This is a genomic window from Phycicoccus sp. Root101, from assembly GCF_001426245.1.
Lineage (GTDB): Bacteria > Actinomycetota > Actinomycetes > Actinomycetales > Dermatophilaceae > Pedococcus.
Genome location: NZ_LMCM01000001.1, coordinates 77,417 through 93,257 on the forward strand (window position 1 = coordinate 77,417; position 15,841 = coordinate 93,257).

17 protein-coding genes are annotated in these 15,841 nt (G+C 72.5%); 5 read left to right on the forward strand and 12 right to left on the reverse strand.

The genetic code is table 11. The features are described from left to right. Nucleotides 1-18: 18 nt before the first annotated feature. Nucleotides 19-927, reverse strand: a complete 909-nt coding sequence (locus tag ASC58_RS00370; RefSeq protein WP_082552801.1) for a 1-acyl-sn-glycerol-3-phosphate acyltransferase — start codon at nt 925-927, stop codon at nt 19-21. A 112-nt stretch (nt 928-1,039) separates the two neighbouring features. On the opposite strand from ASC58_RS00370, the gene ASC58_RS00375 reads away from it, so the two are divergent. Continuing rightward, nucleotides 1,040-1,795 carry a carboxylesterase gene (locus tag ASC58_RS00375; protein WP_200947695.1) on the forward strand — a complete coding sequence of 252 codons (756 nt, stop codon included), beginning with the start codon at nt 1,040-1,042 and terminating at the stop codon, nt 1,793-1,795. 35 nt (nt 1,796-1,830) lie between these two features. After that, complete coding sequence (locus ASC58_RS00380) at nt 1,831-2,322, forward strand: hypothetical protein (protein WP_056914872.1); 492 nt, start codon at nt 1,831-1,833, stop codon at nt 2,320-2,322. Nucleotides 2,323-2,364: 42 nt separating this feature from the next. Here ASC58_RS00380 and ASC58_RS00385 read toward each other — a convergent pair whose 3' ends face one another. Genes ASC58_RS00385 through ASC58_RS00415 form a run of 7 tightly spaced genes read right to left on the reverse strand, consistent with a single transcriptional unit; the run spans nt 2,365 to nt 7,571 of the window. Then, nucleotides 2,365-3,066 carry an endonuclease/exonuclease/phosphatase family protein gene (locus ASC58_RS00385; RefSeq protein WP_056918047.1) on the reverse strand — a complete coding sequence of 234 codons (702 nt, stop codon included), beginning with the start codon at nt 3,064-3,066 and terminating at the stop codon, nt 2,365-2,367. After that, nucleotides 3,063-4,028, reverse strand: a complete 966-nt coding sequence (locus ASC58_RS00390) for an ROK family glucokinase (RefSeq protein ID WP_056914874.1) — start codon at nt 4,026-4,028, stop codon at nt 3,063-3,065. The genes ASC58_RS00385 and ASC58_RS00390 overlap by 4 nt, the downstream gene beginning before the upstream one ends. Then, a complete protein-coding gene (locus ASC58_RS00395) occupies nt 4,025-4,981 on the reverse strand; it encodes an ROK family glucokinase (protein WP_056918048.1) in 957 nt (318 codons plus the stop codon). Before ASC58_RS00395 ends, ASC58_RS00390 begins: the two co-directional genes overlap by 4 nt. Further along, entirely contained in the window at nt 4,978-5,511 is a 534-nt protein-coding gene (locus ASC58_RS00400; RefSeq protein WP_056918049.1) for a hypothetical protein, read from the reverse strand. Before ASC58_RS00400 ends, ASC58_RS00395 begins: the two co-directional genes overlap by 4 nt. Continuing rightward, nucleotides 5,504-6,739, reverse strand: coding sequence for an ArsA family ATPase (locus ASC58_RS00405; protein WP_056918050.1), 1,236 nt, complete (start codon nt 6,737-6,739; stop codon nt 5,504-5,506). Before ASC58_RS00405 ends, ASC58_RS00400 begins: the two co-directional genes overlap by 8 nt. 24 nt (nt 6,740-6,763) lie before the next feature. After that, nucleotides 6,764-7,210 (reverse strand): SRPBCC family protein, encoded by a 447-nt coding sequence (locus tag ASC58_RS00410; protein WP_056914878.1) that lies wholly within the window; start codon nt 7,208-7,210, stop codon nt 6,764-6,766. Between the two features lie 10 nt (nt 7,211-7,220). After that, nucleotides 7,221-7,571 carry a hypothetical protein gene (locus ASC58_RS00415; protein ID WP_056914879.1) on the reverse strand — a complete coding sequence of 117 codons (351 nt, stop codon included), beginning with the start codon at nt 7,569-7,571 and terminating at the stop codon, nt 7,221-7,223. Nucleotides 7,572-7,701: 130 nt separating this feature from the next. On the opposite strand from ASC58_RS00415, the gene ASC58_RS00420 reads away from it, so the two are divergent. After that, the gene (locus ASC58_RS00420) at nt 7,702-9,501 is read left to right on the forward strand and encodes a long-chain fatty acid--CoA ligase (protein WP_056918051.1); all 1,800 of its coding nucleotides are present in this window, start codon (nt 7,702-7,704) and stop codon (nt 9,499-9,501) included. Between the two features lie 16 nt (nt 9,502-9,517). Continuing rightward, nucleotides 9,518-10,894 carry a DUF2029 domain-containing protein gene (locus ASC58_RS00425; protein WP_056918052.1) on the forward strand — a complete coding sequence of 459 codons (1,377 nt, stop codon included), beginning with the start codon at nt 9,518-9,520 and terminating at the stop codon, nt 10,892-10,894. A gap of 3 nt (nt 10,895-10,897) precedes the next feature. Here ASC58_RS00425 and ASC58_RS00430 read toward each other — a convergent pair whose 3' ends face one another. The 4 genes from ASC58_RS00430 to ASC58_RS00450 all read right to left on the reverse strand — a co-directional run bounded on the left by ASC58_RS00430 (nt 10,898) and on the right by ASC58_RS00450 (nt 13,900). Then, the gene (locus ASC58_RS00430) at nt 10,898-11,587 is read right to left on the reverse strand and encodes a snapalysin family zinc-dependent metalloprotease (RefSeq protein ID WP_056914882.1); all 690 of its coding nucleotides are present in this window, start codon (nt 11,585-11,587) and stop codon (nt 10,898-10,900) included. 169 nt (nt 11,588-11,756) lie between these two features. Beyond that, a complete protein-coding gene (locus ASC58_RS00435) occupies nt 11,757-12,272 on the reverse strand; it encodes an NUDIX hydrolase (protein WP_056918053.1) in 516 nt (171 codons plus the stop codon). Then, nucleotides 12,269-13,480 (reverse strand): hypothetical protein, encoded by a 1,212-nt coding sequence (locus ASC58_RS21210; protein WP_056918054.1) that lies wholly within the window; start codon nt 13,478-13,480, stop codon nt 12,269-12,271. Before ASC58_RS21210 ends, ASC58_RS00435 begins: the two co-directional genes overlap by 4 nt. A 198-nt stretch (nt 13,481-13,678) precedes the next feature. Next, nucleotides 13,679-13,900, reverse strand: a complete 222-nt coding sequence (locus ASC58_RS00450; protein WP_056917156.1) for a hypothetical protein — start codon at nt 13,898-13,900, stop codon at nt 13,679-13,681. A gap of 195 nt (nt 13,901-14,095) precedes the next feature. Here ASC58_RS00450 and ASC58_RS00455 point away from each other — a divergent pair, with 195 nt between their 5' ends. After that, the gene (locus tag ASC58_RS00455) at nt 14,096-15,811 is read left to right on the forward strand and encodes a DEDD exonuclease domain-containing protein (RefSeq protein ID WP_056918056.1); all 1,716 of its coding nucleotides are present in this window, start codon (nt 14,096-14,098) and stop codon (nt 15,809-15,811) included. The last annotated feature ends 30 nt before the right edge of the window (nt 15,812-15,841 follow it).

Consider the following 15,841-nt stretch of genomic DNA (forward strand, 5'->3'; position numbering starts at 1 on the left):
TCCCCCGACGTCAACGGCTCAGCTGGCCTCGCGCCGGCGGCGGCGCCCGCGCGGTTCGTCCTCGTCGCCGACCTCGGGGCCGCCACCGCGCTCGGTGGTCTCGTCGATGTCGGCGGCGGCGTCGTCCACGCGGCGGCGGGCCCGACGGATCGCCTCGTCGTCGTGCGCGTCGAGGGCCTCCTCGAGCTCCTTCGCGGCCGACCCCGGCAGGGCTGCCTCCTGCAGCTCACGGGCCTTGGTCTTGGCGGCGGCCAGGATGCGGTCCTTCATGGACGTCGCGTACATGTCGACGTACTCCTGGCCGGACAGCAGCATGAGCTCGTACATGATCTCGTCGGTGATGGAGCGCAGGACGAAGCGGTCGTCCTCCATGCCCTCGTACCGCGAGAAGTCGAGCGGCTTGCCGATCTTCACGCCGATCCGCATGAGCTTGGGGATCTTCTTGCCGGTCGGCTGGGCCTTGTCGGTGCCGATCATCGCGACGGGCAGGACGACGACACCACCCTCGAGGGCCATCCGGGCCACACCGGTGCGGCCGCGGTAGAGCCGGCCGTCGGGGCTGCGGGTGCCCTCGGGGTAGATGCCGAGCATCTCGCCACGACGCAGGACCCGCAGTCCGGAGCGCAGCGCGGCCTCACCCGCGCGACCACCGGAACGGTCGACGGGCAGCTGCCCCACACCGCGGAAGAAGGCCGCCGTGAGGCGGCCCTTGATCCCCCGTCCGGTGAAGTAGTCCGACTTCGCCAGGAACGTCATCCGCCGGGGCACGACGAGCGGCAGGAAGATGGAGTCCGAGAACGACAGGTGGTTGCTCGCGAAGATGACGGGCCCCTCCTCGGGGATGTTCTCCTCGCCCTCGACCCACGGGCGGAACAACAGCTTGAGGATCGGGCCGAGCACGACCGTCTTCAGAACCCAGTAGAACAACCGTTCACCTCCATGTGACGCGGTGAACTCTACGGCACTCTGTACGCCCGTCGTGGTGCGTGCGAGGATGCGCGCCAACGTCCATCCGTGGCCCGCCCTAGGAGCGCCCCCCTTGTCCGTCCGACCCGGTGCAGAGCCCTACTCCCACGACGGGACGGGCGACCTCGGCCGCACCGGCGTCGTCCTCGCCCACGGGTTCACGGGGAGCCCCGCGAGCATGCGCCCCTGGGGCCAGTTCCTCGCCGACGCCGGCCACACCGTGCGCGTCCCCCGGCTGCCCGGCCACGGCACGACGTGGCAGGAGATGAACCGCACCAGGTGGCAGGACTGGTATGCCGCGGTGGACCGTGCCTTCCGCGAGCTCCACGAGCAGTGCGACCAGGTGTTCGTGGGCGGCCTCTCCATGGGAGGTGCCCTCGCCACCCGGCTCGCCCAGGAGCACGGCCCACGGGTGAAGGGCCTGATGCTCGTCAACCCCGCGTACAAGGTGGAGGACGTCCGCCTCAAGGCCCTACCGGTCCTGCAGGCCGTCCTGCCGTCGCTGCCGGGGATCGGCAACGACATCAAGAAGCCGGGCGAGGACGAGATCTGCTACGACCGCATCCCGCTCAAGGCGCTCTACTCCCAGACCCAGCTGTGGGCGACGGTGGTCCGCGACCTGCCCGAGGTGACCCAGCCGGTGGTGCTCTGGCACAGCGCCGACGACCACGTCGTGCCCGCCTCGAGCTCCGAGCTGTTCCTCTCGCGCACGTCGAGCACCGACGTCACCGAGCACGTCCTGCACGACAGCTTCCACGTGGCTACCCTCGACCACGACGCGCCACGTATCTTTGAGGAGTCGGTGCAGTTCATCGAGCGGCTCAGCTGATCGCGCAGCCCTCCCCAGCAGGAAGCAGGACCGTCATGGGCGACAAGGACGTCGACGCACAGTTCGCGGACATCGTCGCGCACTGGGACGACGTCGAGTCGCTGCCGGACAAGCCGCACCACAGCGGCGTCAACCCGCCGCTCGAGCCCGACACCCACGTCAACCCGCCGCCGACCCGTCCGTTCGTCGTGTGGCGCGGCGCCGAGGTCGAGCCGCCTCCCGTCACCCCGGAGCCCGAGCAGGACACCCCACCGGCCGAGCTCGTCGACCTCGACGACGAGGAGCACTTCGAGCCCGGCCCCACCGCCCCCCTGCCTCCGCAGGAGGACCTGCACTTCTGGGGCATCGTCGTCGGGCTGGTCGTCGGACCGCTCCTCGTGCTCTGGCTGGTGCTGTTCCGTCCCCAGGTCAGTGGCTGGTGGACCCTCGCAGCCGTCGTGCTGACCGTGGGTGGTTTCGTCCTGCTCGTCCTGCGCCAGCCGCACGACCGCGACGAGCACGACCCCGACAACGGGGCCCGCGTCTGACCGAGGCGCTCGCCACGCCTCCCTTCCTTGCCTCGCCCTGCCTCAGGCCGGGTCGGGCACCTGGCTCGGGTACGGGTCCAGCTCGAGGTCGACCCAGGTCGGTCGGTGGTCGCTGGCCGCGACGAGGTCGGCCTCGTCCAGCGGCACCGCACGGTGCGGAAGGACCGTCACGTCGCGGGAGGCGAACACCACGTCGAGCAGCGTGCGGGGAGCCTTGGCCGGGTAGGTGGGCGCCGTCGGCGAGACGAGGCGCAGCGGCGCGGCGAAGAGCTGCCACGCGCGACCGGTCTCTCCCTCGTTGAGGTCTCCGGCGAGCAGGACCGGGCTACCGCCGGACACCCCCTCGAGGATCAGCCCGGCGTGCCGCTCGCGCTCGGCCGCGTCGAGGCTGAGGTGGACCGACGCGACCACGAGCGGCTCGTGACCCGCGGGCGCGACGCGCGCCACGGCATACCCACGGGTGCGTTGCAGCGCGGCCACCCGCAACCGGTGGTGCCGCGACTCCCGGACGTCGACGCGCAGGGAGGTGAGGATGGTGGTGCCGCCGCTGCCGCGGTGACGCCCCGACCAGTACAGGCCGCACTCGGCCGCGAAGGACGACACCTGCCACGACCCGAACAGGCGACGCGGCACCTCCTGCAGGCACAGCACGTCGGGGTCGATCGCCCGGATGACGCGGGCGGCCGCGTGCCGGTCGAGGGTGAGGTCCTTGAGGTTGTAGGACGCCACCCGCATCGTGGTCATGCGTCGCGACGGGCCAGGTCGGCCGCCCCGATCAGGCCCGCGTCGTTGCCGAGCTGGGCGGCGACGATGCGCGCCTCTGGCCGGTAGCCGCGACCGGTGAGGTGGCGACGGAACGTCGTGCGCGCCGGGTCGAGCAGGAGGTCGCCCGCTGCGCTGACGCCACCACCGATGACGAACGTCCCGGGGTCGAAGGCCGCGGCCAGGTTGGCGATGCCGACACCGAGCCAGGTGCCGATCTCCCCGAGCAGCTCGGTCGCCGTCGGGTCGCCCTCCTGGGCGGCCTCGGTGATGAGCGGGCCGGTGAGGGCCAGCGGGTCACCCTCGACCCGGGCCAGCAGGTCGGAGGCCACCGGGCTGTTCGCGGTCATCAGCGAACGCGCCTCCCGGACGAGGGCGTTGCCGGAGGCGTACTGCTCCCAGCAGCCGCGGTTGCCGCACTCGCAGCGCTGGCCGCCCGGCACGACCTGCATGTGGCCGAACTCCCCGGCGATGCCGTACTTGCCGCGCACGACCTGTCCGTCGAACAGCAGCGCGCCGCCGATCCCGGTGCCGAGCGTGATCATCATCAGGTGGGTCTCGCCCTGCGCCGCACCGAACCGCCACTCCGCCCAGGCCGCCGCGTTGGCGTCGTTGTCGACGGAGATCGGCACGGGGACCCGGCGCTGGAGGTTCGCCTCGAGCGGCTCCCCGCGCCAGGACAGGTGGGGGGCGAAGACGACGGTCGCCCGGTCGGCCGCGACGAAGCCCGCAGCACCGATGCCGACCGCGACGACCTCGTCCTGCGCCAGGTCGAGCAGCTCGGTGACGACCTCGACGATGGTGTTCTCGACGACCCCGGGGCTCTTGGAGCGGTGCGGGGTGTCGCGCCGGGCACGGGCGACGATCGTGCCGTCCTCGGCCACGAGGCCGCCGGCGACCTTGGTGCCACCGATGTCGATGCCGACCGCGAGCCGTTCGCTCATGAACCGATCCCCTCCGCCGCGAGCGCCGCGGCGCCGATGAGACCCGCGTCGTTGCCGAGCGCGGCCGGGACGAACTCTGCCACCGGTCGGTGCCCGCGGCCCGTCAGCTGCCTCCCGTATGCCGCCCGCGCCGGCTCCATGAGCAGGTCGCCCGCGGCGACGACGCCCCCACCGATGACGATGAGCTCCGGGTCGAGGATCGCGGAGACCGAGGCGGCGCCCTCCCCCAGCCAGCGTCCGAGGTCGGCGAGCAGCTCGACGGCCGCCGCGTCCCCGGCCTGCGCGACGGTGGTGACGTCGTGGCCGCGCAGGGCCGCCGGGTCGCCGCCGCAGGCCTCGGAGAGGGCGGCACCGTGCGGCGTCCCGGACGCCACCAGCTCGCGGGCCTCGCGGACCAGGGCGTTGCCCGAGGCATAGACCTCCCAGCAGCCGCGGTTGCCGCAGCCGCACCTGATCCCGTCGGGCACGACCCGCATGTGGCCGAGCTCGCCGCCCACGCCGTACGCACCGCGCAGCAGCCGCGAGTCGACGACCACGCCGCCACCGATCCCGGTGCCGACGGTGACCAGCACCATGTCGTCGGCCTCGTGGGCGGCGCCGCACCGGAACTCGCCCCACGCGGCCGCGTTGGCGTCGTTCTCGATGATGACGGGGAACTCCACGAGCGCCTCGAGCCGACGCTTGAGCGGCTCGTCGCGCCAAGCCAGGTTCGGGGCGAAGAGGACCGTCGAGCCGGTGCGGTCGACGAACCCGGCGCACGCCACCCCCACGGCGACGACGTCACCGCGCGGCCCGGCGAGCTCGGTGACGAGGTCGGCCACGTCGTGCGCGATCTGGTCGGGGTCCTGCGCGGGGGTGTCCCGGCGGGCCCTCGCGAGGATCTCGCCGGTCGCGGAGACGACACCGGCCGCGATCTTCGTGCCGCCGATGTCCACGCCGATCGTCACGCTCATCGCGTCGCGCTCCCTTGGTCCTCGTCCTCGATGGTGATGTCCTGCACCCGCGCGCTGCGGTTCCGGGGGTCGTGCGGTGGCGGCGCGCCGTCGGTCGCCCCGCCCGCGCCGCGGGTGTGGCCGGCGACGTCACGCAGGGCGCTGGCCAGCGCTCCCGCGAGGTCCGCGAGGCGCTCGACCGTCTCCGGCCGCACCGAACGCAGCAGGCCGATGCCCTGGCACACCGGGCACCACTGGCAGGTGACCGCCTGACCTGTTCCGTTGGCGGCACCGCACTGGTCGCAGTGGCCGACCGGGTGCGACGGCGCATCCTCCGGCGGCACCGGTCCCGGCGCCCCGTCGGAGGCGTCGTCAGGGCCACCCGCCCCGGTCGGCGCGGAGGCGCGGGGCGGCCCGGCGGCACGCGGTGGTCCGGCGGCATACCCGCTCGTGCTCACCCAGCCCCCCAGGGCGTCGAGCAGCCGAGCGGCCTCGTCCGCGACCGAACCCACCGGGGGACGGCCGTCCTCGTGCTCGGTCCGGTCAGCCACGGGGCCACACCTCCTCGTCGGGGACGAAGCGGATCCGCAGCAGCCCGTCACGCACGGAGGCTCCGTCGACCACGCATCGTTGCAGAGCCGCGGGGAGGGTGAGGACCCGGCGGTGCTCGCCCACGGCGACGAGCAGCTCGTCGCCGCGCCGCTGGAGGCCGAGGTCGCGGGCGTGCGCGAGGGGCAGCGGCAGGGTCAGGGTGAAGCCCTCGTCGGTGCGCTCGACGGTCATGCCGCGGTGGGTGACGGGCGCGAGCAGGTCCCGGGCGTCGTCCGTGCCGTCGCCGTGGGACCGGCCGAGTGCGGCGAGCGCCTCGACACCGATGGGCTCGGCAGCCAGGTAGGGCGCGACGACGACGGGGAGGCCTGCGAACGACTCGCGGACCTCGACCAGGCCGGCCTGCTGGGCGGTGTTCCAGCCACTGCGCCACGGGTCGGGGACGGTGTCGGTCGAGGTCGGTTCCGGCACCCCCGCGTCCGGGAACACGCGGTTGACCACGACGGCGTCGACGACGAACCCGTACAACGACAAGGACGTCCACGTCCGGCGCGACTCGGCGATGACGACGCGCTCGGGGGTCAGCACCAGGCGCACGGACGTCTCTTCGCCGGTGAGGATCCGGTGGACCTGGCGCATCTGGCGCTGCCACCCGGTGACCGCCTCGATGACCTCGGGGGCAGGCAGCGGGACCCCGGCTGCCGCTGCCGCCGCGGGGCGCAGGGTCCGGATCAGGCCCCGCTGCGCGGGCAGCAGGCGGTCGAGGTGCCACGCGAGCGCCTCGGGGAGGGCGAGCAGTCGCAACGTCTCGGCCGTGGGCGCGCAGTCGACGACGACGAGGTCCCAGGGGCCGGAGTCGACCTGGGCCCGCATCTCGAGCAGCGCCGCGACCTCCTCGGCGCCGGGCAGGCGGGTCAGCTCCTCCGCGACGACGGTGTCGATGCCGAGGGTGCCGAGGACCGACAGGAGGTAGTCCTGCACGACCCGCCACGACTCGCCCAGCAGGTGGGGTGGACTGATCTGCAGGGCCGACAGCCCGGGCTCCACCTCGACCGGCTGGCCGGCTTCGGCCGCCCCGAGCGGGACCCCGAGCGCGTCACCGAGGGAGTGCGCGGCGTCGGTCGACATGACGAGGGTCTTGACGCCGCCGCGGGCCGCGCGGACGGCCGTCGCCGCGGCGGTCGTGGTCTTGCCCACCCCGCCCTTGCCGGTGAAGAGGATGACGCGCATGGGTGTGCCCCGGCTGGCGCCGGGTCAGCCCTCGACGCGCTTCTTGAGCTCCTTGAGCGCGGTGTCGATGATGACCTTCTCGGCCTTGCGCTTGAGCATCCCGAGCATCGGGATCTTCACGTCGACGGCGAGGCGGTACGTCACCGTGGTACCCGTCTTCCCTTGTGCTGCAAGGGTGTACGAGCCGTTCATGGCCTTGAGGACGTTGGCCTCGACCAGCGACCAGGACACGACCCCGGTGCCGTCCTTGGTCACGTCCCACTCGTAGTCGAGGACGTAGGTGTCCTTGATCGCGCCGGCGTCCAGGGTGAACTGCACCTGGTCGGCCCAGCCGTCGCCCTCCTCGGTGAGGACGCTGACCTTCTTCACCTCGGTGGCCCACTCCGGGTAGCTCTCGAAGTCGGCGATGACGTCCAGGACCTCGCCGGGGGTGGCGGCGATGTCGATGCTGGATTCGGTGCGGTCGGCCATGCGCCGAAGGCTACAACGAGTTCCCCTCGAGCCCGTCCTTCAGTCCGTGCACGGCCCGCTTCCACCGCAGCGTGTGGCGCGTGGCCACGTCACGGGGTGCACCGGGCTGGCGGTGGCCGCGCAGGTAGTGGTGGACGATGGCGCCGTCCCACCAGGGCTCGATCCACACCTCCATCTCACCGGAGACCTGACCCGTCACGGCCCAGCGGATGCCCTTGACGCCCCGGTCGCGGACGACCTCGCGCCGGACGTGCGGCCAGACCTGCTGCGCCCACGCCTCGTCGCCGACCCGTTCCCGGATGACCGCCGGCGGGGCGTCGACGAAGGTCTCGTCCACGACGTCGATGCGCGAGTCCTTCACGCCGCCAGTGTTCCGCACCTCACGTGACTCGTCACGACGCGCCCTCCCCACGGCAGCTACCCATCGGTAGGCTGTGGTCCTGAGGGCCCTGGCCCCTCAGGCCAGTGATGCCGCCGTCAAAGGAGACTCCGTGCAGGAACACGTCGCGCCCCCACTCGTCGAGCCCACCACGGAGGGCAGCCTTGCCGACCTGCCCGCCCGCAACGCGGCCAACAACCCCCAGAACGTCGCGTTCTCCCGCAAGGAGGGCTCCGGCTGGGTCGAGGTCACGGCGGGTGAGTTCAACGACGACGTGCGGGCGGTGGCCAAGGGCCTGATCGCCTCGGGCATCACGCCCGGCGACCGCGTCGCCATCATGTGCAAGACGCGCTACGAGTGGACGCTCACCGACTTCGCCGTCTGGACCGCCGGTGGCGTGACCGTCCCCATCTACGAGACGTCGTCGGCCGAGCAGGTGGCGTGGATCCTCGCCGACTCCGGCGCCCGCGCCATCATGCTGGAGACGCCGTCGCACCAGGCCACCCTCGACGAGGTCCGCGGTGACCTGCCCGGCCTCGACCACGTCTGGCAGGTGGACGCGGGCGCGATCGCCGACCTGAAGAAGGCCGGGAGCGACGTCGGCGACGACGCGCTCGCCGCGGCGACGGCGGGGGTCAACCGCGCCAGCACCGCCACGATCATCTACACCTCGGGCACCACCGGCCGCCCCAAGGGCGTCCAGCTCACCCACGACAACTTCATGGCGCTCGCCGACAACGCGATCACCAAGCTCAAGGAGGTCGTCAAGGCCGACAACGCCTCGACGCTGCTGTTCCTCCCCCTCGCGCACGTCTTCGCGCGCTTCATCCAGGTCCTCTGCGTCACCGGCGAGGCCAAGATGGGCCACAGCGCCGACATCAAGAACCTGCTCGAGGACTTCGGCGAGTTCAAGCCGACCTTCATCCTCTCCGTGCCGCGCGTCTTCGAGAAGATCTACAACTCTGCCGAGGCCAAGGCGACCGCCGACGGCAAGGGCAAGATCTTCGCGACCGCCGCCGACACCGCCATCGCCTGGTCGACCGCGCAGGACACCGGTGGCGCGGGCCTGGCCCTCAAGGTCAGGCACGGGGTGTTCGACAAGCTCGTCTACGGCAAGCTCCGTGCGGCGATGGGCGGCCAGGTCATGTATGCCGTGTCCGGTGGCGCCCCGCTCGGCACCCGGCTCGGCCACTTCTTCCGCGGCATCGGCGTCACCGTCCTCGAGGGCTACGGCCTGACCGAGACCACGGCCCCCGCGACCGTGAACGTCCCGGACCGCGTCAAGATCGGCACGGTCGGCGCGCCGCTGCCCGGGGTCGGCATCCGCATCGCCGACGACGGCGAGATCCTCATCCGTGGCAACAACGTCTTCGCCAGCTACCACAACAACGACGAGGCGACCTCGGGCGCCATGCAGGACGGCTGGTTCCACACCGGCGACATCGGCGAGCTCGACGAGGACGGCTACCTCAAGATCACCGGTCGCAAGAAGGAGCTGCTCGTCACCGCCGGCGGCAAGAACGTCGCCCCTGCCGCCCTCGAGGACCGGCTCCGGGCCCACCCCCTGGTGTCGCAGTGCATCGTCGTGGGCGACCAGAAGCCGTTCATCGCCGCGCTCATCACCCTGGACGAGGAGATGTACCCCGCCTGGGCCAAGAACAACGGCATCCCCGGGGTGACCTTCGAGCAGGCCCGCACCGACGAGACCGTGCTCAAGGCCCTGCAGGACGCCGTGGACGACGCCAACAAGTCGGTCTCCAAGGCGGAGTCGATCCGGAAGTTCGCCGTCCTGGAGGGCGACTTCACCGAGGACAACGGCTACCTGACCCCGAGCCTGAAGCTCAAGCGCAACATCGTCATGAAGGACTTCCACGACCAGGTGGAGGGCCTGTACTCCGGCGCACGGGAGTGACCTCTACGGTCTAGGCATGCCCTCCGGCACCCGAACGCGCCCGTCCAGCCGGGCCACCGTCCTCGCGGTGGCCTGGCTGGTGTTCTTCACGGTCCTGCAGTGGAGCGTCGTGCGCTACCGCATCCCGATCGTCGCCACGCTCACACTGGCCACCGTCGCCCTGGCGCTGTGGCAGTGGCGCGGCTGGCAGGTGCGCCTGACCGGTCCGGCTGTCGCCCTCGCCCTCAGTGGCGCCGCGCTGGCGACACTGGCGGTCCCGCTGTTCAGCTACCTCGCCCCCACCGGCCTCGCCGTCGCGACCAGCGCGCTCGTGGCCGGACCCCTGGTGTGCGCGGCGCTGCTGTGGTCCCGTGGCCGCGGCGCGGTGCGCGCCGCGCGGGCGGCCGGGGCCACCGCGGTCCTCGCGTATGTCGTCGCCGCCGCGACCGCCGTCATCTCCTCACCGCGCCCGCGCATCGACGTCTGGGTCACCCTCCAGCAGGCCAGCGACGGCATCGCCAGGGGCGAGAACTTCTATGCCATGAACTGGACCGGCTCCCCCGGCATCCAGGACGCCTTCACCTACCTGCCGTGGACGGCGGTGCTGCTCGCCCCCGGCCGCTGGATCGCCGGCGACGTCCGCTGGGCCCTGGCCGTCTGGACCCTGGTCGGCGTCGCGGGGGTCTGGCTGCTGGCGCGCCATACCTGGACCGCGGCGGCGGCGACCGCCCTGCTGCTCCTGGCCCCGGGCACCCTCACCCAGCTCGACCAGGCCTGGACCGAACCACTGCTGCTCACCGGGATCGTGTGGTGGGCCGTCCTCGTGCAGCGCGACGAGGCGTGGTGGGCGGTCGTCCCCCTGGCGCTGGCGTGCGCGAGCAAGCAGCACCTCGCGCTGCTGCTCCCCGTGCTGCTCGTGTGGCGGCCGTTCGGCTGGCAGCGGACCCTCGCGACGGGCGCGCTGACGGGGGTCCTCATCGCGCCGTGGTTCCTCGCGAGCCCTCCCGACTTCGTGCACGACACCATCACGCTGCTGCTGTCGTTCCACCCCATCAAGTTCGCGAACACGCTGTACCTGTTGGCGCTGAACACCTTTGGTGTGACCCTGCCGTTCTACGTCACGGGCGTGGTCGTCCTCGGCACCCTCGCCTCCGTGGTCTGGACGGTCCGGCGGCGCCAGCCCGACCTCGGTCAGGTGCTGCGCTGGCTGGCCCTGGTGCTGCTCGTGGCGAACCTCGTCAACAAGCAGGCCTTCTACAACCAGTTCTGGCTGGTCGGCGCGCTGGTCGTGGTCTCACTCGCCGTGCGCGTGCCTGCGGCGGCCACGGTGCCGGGCGACGGGGCGCAGCAGGGCGCGCCCGCCCACGTGGGTGGGGGGCGCGCCCGGTCGTCGCGAGAGGCCGCAGCTCCCTGAGGGTCAGCCGACCTTCGCGAAGGTCCCCACCGCGGCGAAGCCGTTGGCCCAGAGGGTGTTCACCTCGGACGCCTCGACGGAGTCCGGGTAGGGGTTGGTGCACGACGGGCCGGGGCCACCGCCGGACATGAGCTTGGAGCACGGCTGGGTGTAGCGGTCGGGCAGGCCGAGCGCGTGACCGGTCTCGTGCGTGACGATGCGCTGCGGCGCGTAGGTGTTCGCCTGGTCGTAGTCGAGGAAGATGTAGCCGCTCCCGTGGCCGTCGCCGGAGTAGTAGGAGCCGCTCGGGTCGCTGCCCTCGTAGTAGGCGAGGCTGGCGTTCGAGGAGTTGCCCTGGACGAGTCGGACGTTGCTGACGCGGGAGTTCCAGATCGCCGCGCCCTGGTCGATGAGCGAGTTGAAGGACGGGGCGTTGGCGTCGTCGTAGTAGATCGTCGTCACGGCGGAGGCAGCGGACTGACGGCCGGCAGCCTTGTCCTTGGCCGCCTTGGCGATCGCGGCGTCGAGGTTCCTCTGGAGCCGCTCGTTCTGCGCCTTCTCACGCTCGTTCGGCAGGTAGCTGCTCGACCGGGCGACGGTGGCCGCGCCGTCAGGGGCCGCTGCTGCACCGACCGGGGCCGGCGCCGCGGCGAACGCGGTTCCGGAGGCGAGTGCGGCGGCTGCCGCGGCGAGGGTGAGGCGGTACTTCGACATGTCCAGGCTCCTGGTGGGATCGGTGTCAGGTCGGTGTCGTCGGCCGGTTGCCGGCGGCACTCCTCCATTCCCTAACCGGCGGGAGTTCGGCTGCCCGAAATGTCCGGGTCAAGGCTTGGCCAGAGCCCGACAGATCGACGTATGCCGCGTGTGCGGCAGGTCTGGAAGGTCAGGAGCGCGTCGCCGCGGCCTCGATGACGTCCTCCACCAGCTGCTCCAGGATCACGGGGTAGACCGCCTCACCTGCGGCCCTGGTCTGCGCCGGCTCGATCCAGTCGATCCGGATCGTCGAGCGCACCTCGAGCTCCTCGAGCGCCGACGGCTCCGCGGGGAACCGCTCGGTCACCCAGCCGTAGAAGACCTGCTCCTGGTGGATGGTGCGCCCCTCGAACGAGAAGGTGCCCCGGTCGGCGTGCACCGGCCCGAGGAGGTCGTCACCGGTGACGGTGGCTCCGGTCTCCTCCCGGACCTCCCGGACCGCCGCCTGCCGGTCGCTCTCCCCCGGCTCGACGCCCCCGCCCACGGTGTACCAGTACGGGTCCTCCGGGCGGTGCGGGTCGAACCCCTTGATCATCAGGACGTACCCGTCGGCATCCACGACGACGACCCGCGCGGCACGCCGGTGCACCACCTCCGCTACGTCGTCGTCCCCGGCCCGGTCGGTGCCGACGTGCTCGCGCGTCACGACGCGGCCAGGCGGCGCAGGTACGCCAGCCAGTCGCGGGTGAAGGCGGGCTCGGTGGTCCGCAGGACGGTCGTGAAGGCCACCCGCGCGTCGGCGTCGGGGTCGACCGAGGTGTTCGTCGAACCGCTCGCGGCCCCGGGAGCGGTCGCCACGTCGAGGTAGAACCGCACCAGCCCGGCCTCGCCGTGCCGGTCGACGATGCGGCACACCGCGAGCCACGCGGCGTTGTAGCTCGGGGCGATCGTGGAACGTCCGGGGTCGAAGTCACCGGCGGTGGGCAGCGCGGTCGGCCCGGTGCCGGCCCGGACCTTCTGCAGGAGCGCTGCAGCGATCCGTTGTCGGGTGGCGTCGACGTCGCGGTACCCGACGTAGTCCGCCATCCCCTCGGAGAGCCACAGGGGCACCTGCCTGGTCGTCGTCGCCCGGATGGCCACGTGCGTGGCCTCGTGGGTGGTGACGACCTGCTGGCCCGTCCGCTCGAGCGTCGCGAACGCCTCCGGGTTGATGACCACCCGGTCGGTCCCCGTCCGCCCCGTCGGGTCGAAGGGGCCGTCGGTGACGGCGGCCACCTGGGCCACCGCCGTGGGGTCCTGTCCGACCTGCTCGGCCATCTGGCCGGAGGTCGCCGGGACCACGAGGACCAGTCGGGCGTTCCAGCGGGGCGTCCAGACCGCGCGCACGCCCGCCACCGCGCGGTCCCCGAGCTGGAGGTAGGGCCGCAACCGGCTGGCCGGCCCCGACCCGATGACCAGCGTCGTCGCGCTGCGCGCCACCGCGAGGTCCGGCAGGTCCCACACCTGCACCTGGGTGCCACCGTCGGTGTCGTCGACCAGCTTCCACCCGCCAGCACGCCGGACCACGGTGAAGTAGGACTCGAACTCCCTGGTGCCGGTGTCGAACCCGGCCAGGCTGTAGCGCCCGCCGACCCTGGAGACCCAGGCATCGGGACCGAGCTGGGCGACGCGGTCGGTCGACAACGGCGGCGCGGGCTCGGGGGTGCCGTACCGGAAGGTCCCGAGCGGCAGCTTCGTGAGCGCGTCGAACTGTTGCAGCTGTCGCAGCCCGAACCCCGAGGCCGGGTCGTCGAGGGTGGCCCGGAAGGCTGCGCGGTCGTGCTCCCTGACGGCGCGCGCCCGACGGTCGAGGAGGGCGGCGAGCGCCTCCTCGCGGTCGACCGTCGGGGTGCCCGAACCCTGCTGGGTCGTCACCCCCGACGAAGCCGACGCAGAAGACGCAGAGGACGCGGACGAGGACCCGGAGGAGCGGGGCGCGTCGTCCGAGCAGGACGAGAGCGTCAGGATCAGGCAGGTCACACAGGTCAGGCCGGTCGCCACCGAGGCGACTCGCCGCTGTACCGCCCTGGTCCGCACCGGCCCATCGTAGGCAGGACGGCGGGACGGGATCGCTCAGCCGACGGCGCGGACGTGGGCGGCCCACGGCTCGCGCCGAGCGCTGACGTCGCCGGCCTCGTGCGCCGACACCAGCCCGGCCGCCGCGAACCGCGTCACGGCCAGCCGCTCGGCGGCGTCGAGCGGCAGCTCCGCGCTCGAGGGGGTGAGCAGCGCCGTGACCATGCAGTCGTCGCAGTGCAGGTCACGCACGGGGCAGCTCTGGCAGTCGATGATCATCGCGATCACCCCTTCTTCGTCGTCAGCTGTCGGTGTACCCGGTGGACCACTTCCACCTGACGACGACGCTACGAGACGCCACCGACAGCGCCCTCCGACGCCATCCGGGCTGCTCTCCCCGTCGCCCCCGACGCCGCCCGTCCGGACCCGCGCGCCTGCGTCGGGCTGTCACACCACCGGCATACCGTCGGGGACATGCAGATGGTCCAGGGCACCTTCGACGACTTGGGCACGGCGTTGGCCGATGTCACGTTCGTCGTCGTCGACCTCGAGACCACCGGTGGCAGCCCGGCCGACTCCGCGATCACCGAGATCGGGGCGGTGAAGGTCCGCGGCGGCGAGGTGCTCGGCGAGTTCCAGACCCTGGTCAACCCGCACCTGCCCATCCCCCCCTTCATCCAGGCGCTCACCGGCATCACGACGGCGATGGTGGCCGACGCCCCGCGCATCGAGTCGGCCCTGCCCGCGTTCATGGAGTTCGCCGCCGGCACCGTGCTGGTGGCGCACAACGCGCGCTTCGACATCGGGTTCCTCAAGATGGCCGCGTCCCTGCAGGGCATCGAGTGGCCCCGCCACACGGTCCTCGACACCGTCCACCTGGCGCGGCAGCTGGTCCCCCGCGACGAGGCCCGCAACCACAAGCTGTCCACGCTCGCGGCGCTGTTCGGCGCGCAGACCACCCCCGACCACCGGGCGCTGCACGACGCGCGCGCCACCGTGGACGTCCTGCACGCCCTCATCGGCCGGGTCGGCAGCCTCGGGGTCCACACCCTCGAGGAGCTCTCGAGCTACACCTCCAGGGTCAGCCCGGCGCAGCGCCGCAAGCGCTGGCTCGCCGACGGGCTGCCCGACCAGCCGGGGGTCTACCTGTTCAAGGACGGCGCCGGCCGCGTCCTCTACGTCGGCACCTCGGTCAACATCCGGACCCGCGTGCGCAGCTACTTCACGGCGTCCGAGCACCGCTCACGGATGGCCGAGATGGTGCGCCTCGCCGAGAGCGTCACCCCGGTCGTCTGCGCCACGACCCTCGAGGCCGAGGTCCGCGAGCTGCGCCTCATCGCCGAGCACAAGCCGCGCTACAACCGGCGATCGAAGACCCCCGAGCGCGCCACCTGGGTGAAGCTCACCGTCGAGGCCTTCCCCCGCCTGTCGATCGTGCGCGAGGTCCGGGCCGACGGCGCGAAGTACATCGGCCCCTTCGGCAGCCGTTCCTCCGCCGAGGCGGCCGTCGCCGCCGTCCACGAGGTGATCCCGTTGCGGCAGTGCGTCCAGCGCCTCTCCCCCACGAGGTTCGTCGGGTCGTGCGCCCTCGCCGACATGGGCCGGTGCGGCGCGCCCTGCACCGGCGCCCAGTCCGTCCAGCAGTACGACGTGGTCGTCCAGGACGCCGTGCACGCCCTCGTCGGCGACTCCCGGGACGTGGTCACCGCCCTGCGCGGCAGGATGGGCTCCCTCGCGGAGCAGGAGCGGTACGAGGACGCCGGCACCCTGCGTGACCGCCTCCTCGCGCTCGTCCGCGGTATGGCGCGGGCGCAGCGCATCGCGCCCCTCGCCGCCAGCCCGGAGATCGTCGCCGCCCGCCGGGCCGCCGCGGGCGGATGGGAGCTGGTCGTGGTCCGCCACGGACGCCTCGCCGCCTCCACGATCTCCCCGCGCGGCGCCGACCCGATGCCCTACGTCGAGGCGATGCGCCAGGCGGCCGAGGTGGTCCTGCCCGCACCGTGGCCGGCACCGGCCGCGATCCCCGAGGAGACCGAGAAGATCCTGCGCTGGCTCGAGCAGCCCGGAGTCAGGGTCGTCGACGTCGACGGCGAGTGGACCTGCCCCGTCGGTGGCGCAGCCGGTGCCCGCGTCGCGCTGGAGGGGACGGCCGAACGGTCCCAGCGCTCCGCCTTCGTCGCCGCATCCTGACGCCGCGGGCCCGCGCCCGCCGATACAGTG